This window comes from Actinomadura chibensis NBRC 106107 (genome assembly GCF_001552135.1).
Lineage (GTDB): Bacteria > Actinomycetota > Actinomycetes > Streptosporangiales > Streptosporangiaceae > Spirillospora > Spirillospora chibensis.
The window spans coordinates 36,986-43,782 of the sequence record NZ_BCQP01000081.1 but is presented as its reverse complement, the minus strand read 5'-3'; the positions used below and the strand labels follow the sequence as shown (position 1 = coordinate 43,782).

Annotated in this window: 2 protein-coding genes; both read right to left on the bottom strand. The window is 71.8% G+C overall.

Features of this window, described 5'->3' with window-relative positions:
* Window positions 1-127: 127 nt before the first annotated feature.
* Window positions 128-4,984, bottom strand: coding sequence for an NAD-glutamate dehydrogenase (locus ACH01S_RS38440; protein WP_067904307.1), 4,857 nt, complete (start codon window positions 4,982-4,984; stop codon window positions 128-130).
* A gap of 216 nt (window positions 4,985-5,200) precedes the next feature.
* A complete protein-coding gene (locus ACH01S_RS38435) occupies window positions 5,201-6,781 on the bottom strand; it encodes a serine/threonine-protein kinase (RefSeq protein ID WP_067904304.1) in 1,581 nt (526 codons plus the stop codon).
* Window positions 6,782-6,797 lie beyond the last annotated feature (16 nt).

Here is a 6,797-nt window from a genome sequence, read left to right as displayed (position 1 = left end):
CCCCCCCCCGCCGAGCCGGTCGACCGCAGCGCCACACACAAACCCGCACGGTCACACCAACCGCAACGGTGGCGTGAGGATCGACCGGCTCGTAACGGGGGGTTCCAGGGGGGTCGCCCCCCCTGGGTTAATCAGCCGGGAGGGAGCTGGCGGTGACCAGGGTGCGGATCGCGCCCAGGGCGACGGAGAGGGTCGCCAGGTCGAAGCTGTCGCTCTCCCAGATCTCGCTGAGCGTCTGCTGGGCGCGTTGGACGGCCGGCCTGTTCTTCTCCGCCCAGTGCACCATGCGCTCCTCCGGCTGGCCGCCGGGTTCGCTGGTGACGAGGACGTCCCTGGTCAGGGCCGCGTGGGCGGTGTACAGGTCGTCGCGGAGCGCGGAGCGGGCCATCGAGCGCCACTTGTCGTCGCGGGGCAGCGCGATGATCCGTTCGCGGAGCCGGGACAGCTGCAGCCGGTCCGCGAGGTCGAAGTAGACCTCCGCGACCTCCTCCACCGGGCGTGCCGTGTCGTGGGCGATGCCCACGAGGTCGAACGTGGAGAAGGCGGGGACGAACGTCGCGCACCGCTCGGCCAGCTCGTCCGGGACGCCGCGCTGCGCGAACCCGTCGCGGCGCTGCTCGAAGGCGGACAGGTCCAGGCCGACGAGGAGCTTCGACAGGTGCGTGCTGAGCGTGGCGGCGCTGCCCGCGAAGAAGTCGATCGTCTCGCGGATGTCGAACGGCGGGCGCCGGTTGTGCAGCAGCCAGCGGGCGCCGCGCTCGGTGAGCTTGCGCGCCTCCAGCAGCATCGCGATCTGCGTCGACTCGTCCACCTGGCCGGACAGTTCCTCGACCGACCGCCAGAACTTCGGCATCTCGAACACGTCGCGGGCGACGAGGTAGGCGCGGGCGATGTCGGACGACGACGCGCCCGTCTCCTCGTTCATCCGGAACACGAACGTGGAGCCGCTGGCGTTGATCAGGTCGTTCACCACGGCGGTGGTGATGATCTCGCGGCGCAGGGGGTGCCGGTCCATGTAGGGGCGGAACCGCTCGCGCAGCGGGGTCGGGAAGTAGTCGACCAGCCACGACTCCAGGTAGGGGTCGTCGGCCAGGTCGGACGCGACCAGGTCGTGGTCGAGGGCGAGCTTGGCGTAGGCGAGCAGGACGGAGAACTCGGGGCTGGTGAGCCCGAGCCCGGACTGCCGCCGCTCGGCGAGGGCCTTGTCGTCCGGGAGGAATTCGAGGCGCCGCTGGAGGCGGCCCTCCCGTTCGAGTTTTCGCATGTAGCGGGCATGGATGTGGAGCATCGCGGGCGCCTGCGCGCGGGCCGCGGCCAGCACGACGTTCTGCGCGTAGTTGTCGCGCAGGACGAGCCGTCCGACTTCGTCGGTCATCTCGTAGAGCAGGCCGTCGCGCCGCTCGCCGGTCAGCTCGCCGTCCCGCACCGCCTGGTCGAGCAGGATCTTGATGTTGACCTCGTGGTCGGACGTGTCGACCCCGGCGGAGTTGTCGATGAAGTCGGTGTTGATGAGTCCGCCGCCGCGGGCGAACTCGATCCGGCCGAGCTGGGTGACGCCGAGGTTGCCGCCCTCGCCGACCACCTTGCAGCGCAGCTCGCCGCCGTCCACCCGGACGGGGTCGTTGGCCTTGTCGCCGACGTCGGCGTGGTTCTCGGCGGACGACTTGACGTAGGTGCCGATGCCGCCGTTCCACAGCAGGTCGACGGGCGCCTTGAGGACGGCCCTGATCAGCTCGAACGGGGCGAGCGCCTTGACGCCGTCGGCGATGCCGAGGACGGCGCGCATCTGCGGGGTCAGCGCGATCGACTTGGCGGTGCGCGGGAACACGCCGCCGCCCTTGGAGATCAGCGCGGTGTCGTAGTCGCCCCAACTGCTGCGCGGCAGCTCGAACAGGCGGCGGCGCTCGGCGAAGGAGACCGCCGGGTCGGGGTCGGGGTCGACGAAGATGTGCCGGTGGTCGAACGCCGCGACGAGGCGCGTGTGCTCGGAGAGCAGCATCCCGTTGCCGAACACGTCCCCGGACATGTCGCCGATGCCGACGGCGGTGAACTCCTCGTTCTGGACGTCCTTGCCCAGCGCGCGGAAGTGGTACTTCACCGACTCCCAGGCGCCGCGGGCGGTGATGCCCATGCCCTTGTGGTCGTAGCCGACCGACCCGCCGGAGGCGAACGCGTCCCCGAGCCAGAAGCCGTACTCGGCGGCGACCCCGTTCGCGATGTCGGAGAACGTCGCGGTGCCCTTGTCGGCCGCGACGACCAGGTAGGTGTCGTCCCCGTCGTGCCGGACGACGTTCGGCGGCGGGACGACCTTCCCGTCCACCAGGTTGTCGGTGATGTCGAGCAGACCGGAGATGAAGTCCTTGTAGCAGGCGATCCCGGCCTGCCACCAGGCGTCGCGGTCGACGGACGGGTCGGGCAGCTGCTTGCCGACGAACCCGCCCTTCGCCCCCGCCGGGACGATCACCGTGTTCTTCACCGCCTGCGCCTTGACCAGGCCGAGGATCTCGGTGCGGAAGTCCTCGCGGCGGTCGGACCAGCGCAGCCCGCCGCGCGCCACCGACCCGAACCGCAGGTGCACGCCCTCGACCTTCGGCGAGTACACGAACACCTCGTACTTCGGGCGGGGCTCGGGCAGGTCGGGGATGCCCTGCGGGTCGAACTTCATCGCCAGGTACGGCTTGCCCTGGTAGTGGTTCGTGCGCAGCGTCGCCTGGATGAGCGACAGGTAGGCGCGCAGGATGCGGTCCTCGTCGAGGCTCGCGACCTCGTCCAGCTTGCCCTGCAGCTCCTCGGTGATCCCGGCGCTGCGCTCCTCCTCGCCGCCCTGCAGGGACGGGTCGAGGCGGCTCTCCCACAGCCGGACGAGCAGCCGCGTGATCGAGGAGTTCCGCAGCAGCACCTGCTCGATGTACCGCTTGGAGAACGTCGTCCCGGCCTGGCGCAGGTACAGGGCGTAGGAGCGCAGGATCATCGCCTGCCACCAGTTCAGCCCGACGTGCAGGACGAGCGCGTTGAACCCGTCGTTCTCGATCTCACCGCGCCACAGCCGGGTGAACGCCTCCTGGAACAGGTCCTTGACCGACTCCTCCGCGACGTCGGCGGGCTGCCGGTACCGCAGGCCGAGGTCGTAGATCCAGTAGCGCCGGCCCTCGGCCGAGGTGATCTCGTAGGGCCGTTCGTCGATCACCTCGACGCCCATGTTGTGCAGCAGCGGCAGCACCCGCGACAGCGAGATCGGCTCGCCCAGCCGGTAGATCTTCAGGCGCCGCTCGCCGGGCTCGGCGCCGTCCGGCTCGTACAGGTCGATCGAGGTGTCGGTGTCGCCGGACAGGTCGTCCAGGCGGCGCAGGTCGGCGACGGCGGTGCGGGCGGGGAAGTCGGCCTTGTAGCCCTCGGGGAACGCCTCGCCGAAGCGGCGGGAGAGCGTCCCGGAACGTTCCTCGCCGCACTGGTCGAGGATCGCGTCGGCGAGGTCGTCCTCCCAGGAGCGGATGGCGGCGGCGAGCCGGTCCTCCAGGTTGGACACGTCGACGTCGGGCAGCGGATGGCCGCGCTCGCCCCGCACCACGACGTGCAGCCGCGCGAGGTTCGACTCGGTGACGTTCGCGCTGTAGTCGACGCTGACGCCCTCGAACGCCTCCTTCAGCAGCTCCTGGATGCGCAGCCGGATCTTGGTGGTGTACCGGTCGCGCGGCAGGTAGACCATGCAGGACATGTAGCGGCCGTACATGTCCTTGCGCAGGAACAGCTTGAGCTGGCGGCGCTCGCGCAGCCGCAGCACGCCGAGCGCGATGGGGAGCAGGTCGTCCACCGACATCTGGAACAGCTCGTCGCGCGGGTAGCCCTCCAGCGTCTCGACGAGGTCCTGCCCGTCGTAGCTGTCGGGGGTGAACCCGGCCTGGTCGAGCACCTCCTCCAGCTTGCGCTTGAGGACGGGCACGTGCGCGATCGACTCGCTGTAGGCGACGTGGGTGAACAGGCCGAGGAAGCGCCGCTCGCCGATGACCGCGCCGGACGCGTCGAACTTCTTCACCCCGATGTAGTCGAGGTACAGCGGCCGATGGACGGTCGAGCGCGAGTTCGCCTTGGTGATGACGAGCAGGCGCTTCTCCGTCGCCTTCGCGCGCACCTCGGGCGGCAGCGCCGCGAAGCTGTCGGACTCGCGCTTGTCGCTGCGCAGCAGGCCGAGGCCGGTGCCCGGCTCGGGGCGCAGGGCGAGGCCGTGGCGCCCCTCCGCGTCCTCGCCCTCGGTGAGGGTGTAGTCGCGGTAGCCGAGGAAGGTGAAGTGGCCGTCGGCGAGCCAGTCGAGCAGCTCGACGCCCTCGGCGAGCTCCTTGTCCGGCAGCGGCGGCGCGGCCGCCTTGATGGCGGCGGCGACCTCCCCGGCGCGGGCGCGCATCTTCGGCTCGTCCTCGACGGCGACGCGGACGTCCTGCAACACGCGCAGCAGGTCCTTCTCAAGCCGGTCGAGGGCGGCCGGGTCGCTCGTCCGGTCGACCTCGATGTGCATCCATGATTCGTCGATGTCGGTGTCGCTGTCGAGCTTGCCGCGGAAGGCGCGCAGGTGGCCCGCGACGTCGCGGTCCACGCCGAGCAGCGGGTGGACGATCAAATGCGTGGCGAGCTGGTGCCGGGACAGCTCCATCGTCACCGAGTCGACGAGGAACGGCATGTCGTCGGTGACGACCTGGACGACCGTGTGGCCCGGGTCCCAGCCGTCCTCCTCCAGCGTCGGCGTGAAGACGCGCACCTTCGCGCGCCCCTGCGGCCGCTCCTCGCCGAGCGCGCGGTGCGCCATCGCCGGGCCGCAGACGTCGGCCGGGTCGCGGGACAGCAGGTCCTCGCGGTCGACGTGGCGGTAGTAGAGCCGGAGGTAGGCGACGGCCTCCTCCAGGTCCTCCCCGCGCGCCCCCGGCCGCCGCGCGCACGTTTCCGCGGCCCGCCTGAGCAGGTCGTCCTTCGCTTGATCGAGCATGCCGCCCATCACCAACAACTCCCCTGAAGAACCTTCGCCACCCCGTTGTGGCGACGCTCACTGCACGAGCGTAGCTACCAAACGCCGCAAAGCCGACCTGCCCGGCCGGGACGGCGGCGTGGCCTGCCCCACCCTGCCCATCCCAGCCTGCCAGGCCGTCGCGGGGGCCCGTCGAGGATCGCCGAACTCGTCCCAGGGGTTGGGACGGATCTTGTGAAAGCCCTGCTAGGGACCGGGTTTGGACGACGGGTCGGGCGGCCCCGAGGGGTCTCCCGGGCCGCTTGAGGGGTCGGGCGGCTCGTGCGAGTCGGTCGGCGTCGGCTTGGTCGGCTTGGTGCCGGTCGGGGTCGGGCTGGTCGGGGTCGGGCTGTCGGACGGCGACTCCGAGGACGGCGTCGGCTGGTACGTCGGCGCGGTCTGGGTGTGCGCGGGCTTGCGGGTCGTCGGCAGCTCCATGCTCGGGACGGAGCCGGACGAGGTGGGCGGCGCGCTCGGGTCGGCGACCTTCTGCCCCGCCTTGCCCTTGTCGCCGGAGCTGAGCGCGAGGACCGACGACACGACGACGATCGCCACGAACAGCGCGGCGGCCCCGGCGAGCACGGCCGAGCGGCCGGAGCCCGCGAGCACGCCGCGCAGGCCGCGGCGGCGCTCGGGGTCGTCGCCGGGCCCGGCCGGGTCGAGGTCGCGGGGCAGCGTGTTCCCGGCGGCCCACTCGGTCGGGGTCTGCAGGAGGTCGTCGTCCGGGTCGTCGCCGGACCGCCCGGACGCGCTGTGGAACGCCGCCGCGGCCGGGGACGCCTCCGGGTCGTTGAAGACGGGCTCGTCGTCGTAGGCGGCGTCGTCGTCGAAGACGGGGTCGTCGCCGAACACCGGGTCGGGGTCGAAGACGTCGCCGGTGACGGCCTCGGCGGCGCGGACCGAGCCCGCGGCCAGCATCGCGTTCTCGTCGGTGTCGTCGGCGGGGCGGGCGTCGCGCCGCCGCGGCCCGTGCAGCGAGGCGTCGTCGTGGCCGAGCAGCCGCATCAGCACCTGCCGGGCGCCGGGCCGGTCGGCCGGGTCCTTCTCCAGGCAGTCGAGCACCAGCTCGCGCAGCGCGCCGCCGAGGTCGCCGAGGTCGGGCTCCTCGTTCAGGATGCGGTTGATCACGGCGGGGATCGTGTCCTGGCCGAACGGGGGCTCGCCGGTGGCGGCGAACACGAGGGTCGCCGCCCAGCAGAACACGTCGGCGGGCGTGCCGACCTCGTCGCCGCCGATCTGCTCGGGCGCCATGTAGGACGGCGTGCCGATCACCCGGCTGGTGAGCGTCGTCCCGGCGCTGATCGCGCGGGCGACGCCGAAGTCGATGACGCGCGGGCCGTCCGGGCCGATCAGCACGTTGTGCGGCTTGAAGTCGCGGTGGACGATCTTCGCCTGGTGGATCGCGGCGAGCGCGGTCGCGGTGCCGACGGCGAGCCGGTCGAGGGCCGCGCCGTCCAGCGGGCCGTGCTCCAGGACCTGCTGGTTCAGCGACGGCCCGCGCACGTACTCGCTGACGATGTAGGGCCGCTCGCCGGTCGCGTCGGCGTCGATCACCTGCGCGGTGCAGAACGGCGCGACCTGCTTGGCGACCTCCAGCTCGCGCAGGAACCGCGCCCTGGCCTTGTCGTCGGACGTCAGCTCGGCGTGCAGCAGCTTGACCGCGACCTGCCTGCCGTCGTCGTCCGTGCCGAGGAAGACGGTGCCCTGGCCGCCTTCGCCCACCCGGCCGATCAGGGCGTACCTCCCCAGCCGATCCGGGTCACCGGACCGCAGCGCCCCAACCTCCATGCGTGGAACCGTCCCT

What these genes read in the sequence shown, in the direction of transcription:
- ACH01S_RS38440 (WP_067904307.1), bottom strand. Translation starts at nt 4,984, where the DNA reads ATGGGCGGCATGCTCGATCAAGCGAAGGACGACCTGCTCAGGCGGGCC.
- ACH01S_RS38435 (WP_067904304.1), bottom strand. Translation starts at nt 6,781, where the DNA reads ATGGAGGTTGGGGCGCTGCGGTCCGGTGACCCGGATCGGCTGGGGAGG.